At 54.9% G+C, this 1,565-nt stretch carries 2 protein-coding genes; one reads left to right on the plus strand and one right to left on the minus strand.

Annotated elements, in window-relative coordinates; translation table 11 throughout:
• Positions 1-171: 171 nt before the first annotated feature.
• Entirely contained in the window at positions 172-540 is a 369-nt protein-coding gene (locus FFS49_RS41760) for a 6-carboxytetrahydropterin synthase (protein ID WP_105816283.1), read from the plus strand.
• 74 nt (positions 541-614) lie between these two features.
• Here the strand turns inward: FFS49_RS41760 and FFS49_RS41765 are convergent, their stop codons facing one another.
• Positions 615-1,343 carry a hypothetical protein gene (locus FFS49_RS41765; RefSeq protein WP_137951086.1) on the minus strand — a complete coding sequence of 243 codons (729 nt, stop codon included), beginning with the start codon at positions 1,341-1,343 and terminating at the stop codon, positions 615-617.
• Positions 1,344-1,565 lie beyond the last annotated feature (222 nt).

The following is a 1,565-nucleotide window of genomic DNA, read 5'->3' on the forward strand; positions in this document are numbered from 1 at the left end:
CGACGCGTTGCTGCCCTGGAAAATGCCGGCCGACCTGCGCTGATCCGCTTCCTTACCGCACCTCAAGCGCTCCACCGATTTGCTCTGAGGGACGTCATTCGTGGATCGCATACGCTCAAAGCCGATTGCTCATAACATCGACATGAAAATTCCAGAGCGTTTAATCATCCTATGATCTTCGAGTTAAGCCAACGATTCTTCTTTGATGCCGCTCATACTCTGCATCGTGAGATCGATCAGAAAGGAAGTCGACGCATCCACGGTCACACGTATCATGCTCAGATCTTTGTGCGCGGGAAACCGAACCCTGAAACTGGCATGATTGTAGATCTTGGCTTGCTTAATCGAGCCATCGAGCAGGTACGTGATCAACTAGATCACCATTTCCTAGATGACATTCCGGAGCTTGGACCAGCCACTCTCGAGAGCCTTTGCATTTTCATTCTGCAAAAGATCCGGGCTTCCTTTCCAGAAGTTACGCGAGTACGCGTTGAACGCGCGGCCGGCGGCAACGCGTGCGACCTCTATGTTGGAGAATAGAGGCGGTTGGCGTCTGAGTGTTACGCAATATTGCACCTCGCCCGCATACAACAGTTGGGCGGAGACACTCGTGTTCAGTGTTGTCTCGATGGTTCACGGAAGTAGTCCTCCACGGCCCGCAGTAGGCTGCTAACACCCTTCCCATCGGCGTACACCATTGGCCGCCCACTGCGGTGAGTTCGAATGAAGTCGGTCGCTGCGTGTTTTGCAGCGGCCCAGGCGACGACGAACAAATCACTGTTTGTCGCGAGTGCACGGAGTTGGGATGAACCAACCGGATCGGCATTGCACTGGACGTCAATGTCGCTAGCGATTGTTTGCAGGGCAGCCTTGGCTTGGCGACTCGCGTTCTCTACTAGGGAATAGATGGCGATCGTCTTCCCCCGCATGCGCGCGGTGAGTTCGTCGTTGCGCGCTCCTTGTCTAGCAGGCGGCACGCCGAGCGTCCATCCAAACTCTTCGGAAAGGTTGTGGAGCGTAGCCTGTTGAAGGCTGCTCAGCCGCGCGTGGATTGGGACAAGCCGAGCTAAAACAGAGTGAACCAGTCGATCCCTCGCTGCGGAATCGGGGGCAGGCGAGCGCATAAATACTTCAATTATTTCGAGCGCCCAATAGACCATCCTTGCTCCGAAGCCTTCACCCGCAATCTCATCGACGTCCGCGGCAAGTTCCCGGTAGTCAGCCGCACTGACGCCGACCGTCAAAAGCGCATCAACTAGGGTCAAACTCGAATCGAAAGTTGATGCTCCTCGAGCACTTCCCAGTGCAAGCAGGGTGAGAATACCGGAGTAAATCGGCGTCATGCCGGGATTCGGAAACAGCGCGTCCCTCCGTAACGCGGCAACGAGGTATGGGAGGGCCTGCGCAGTGCGCTCTGCAGCAAGTGGGTTATTTTGCGCGTAGTTCAACTCATTGTTGATGTCCGGGCAGAACTGACCCACTAGAGCTGGAAATTTTCATCGAATTTTGACCCACGTGATTGAATGCTCTGCTCAATCTTTGAGCAGGGGATACAAAGGTGATCA

Origin of the sequence: Burkholderia sp. 4NA327C6, assembly GCF_005502655.1 — a bacterium.
GTDB lineage: Bacteria > Pseudomonadota > Gammaproteobacteria > Burkholderiales > Burkholderiaceae > Burkholderia > Burkholderia contaminans.

Coding starts and splice junctions, on each gene's coding strand:
- FFS49_RS41760 (WP_105816283.1), top strand. CDS start 172: ATGATCTTCGAGTTAAGCCAACGATTCTTCTTTGATGCCGCTCATACT.
- FFS49_RS41765 (WP_137951086.1), bottom strand. CDS start 1,343: ATGACGCCGATTTACTCCGGTATTCTCACCCTGCTTGCACTGGGAAGT.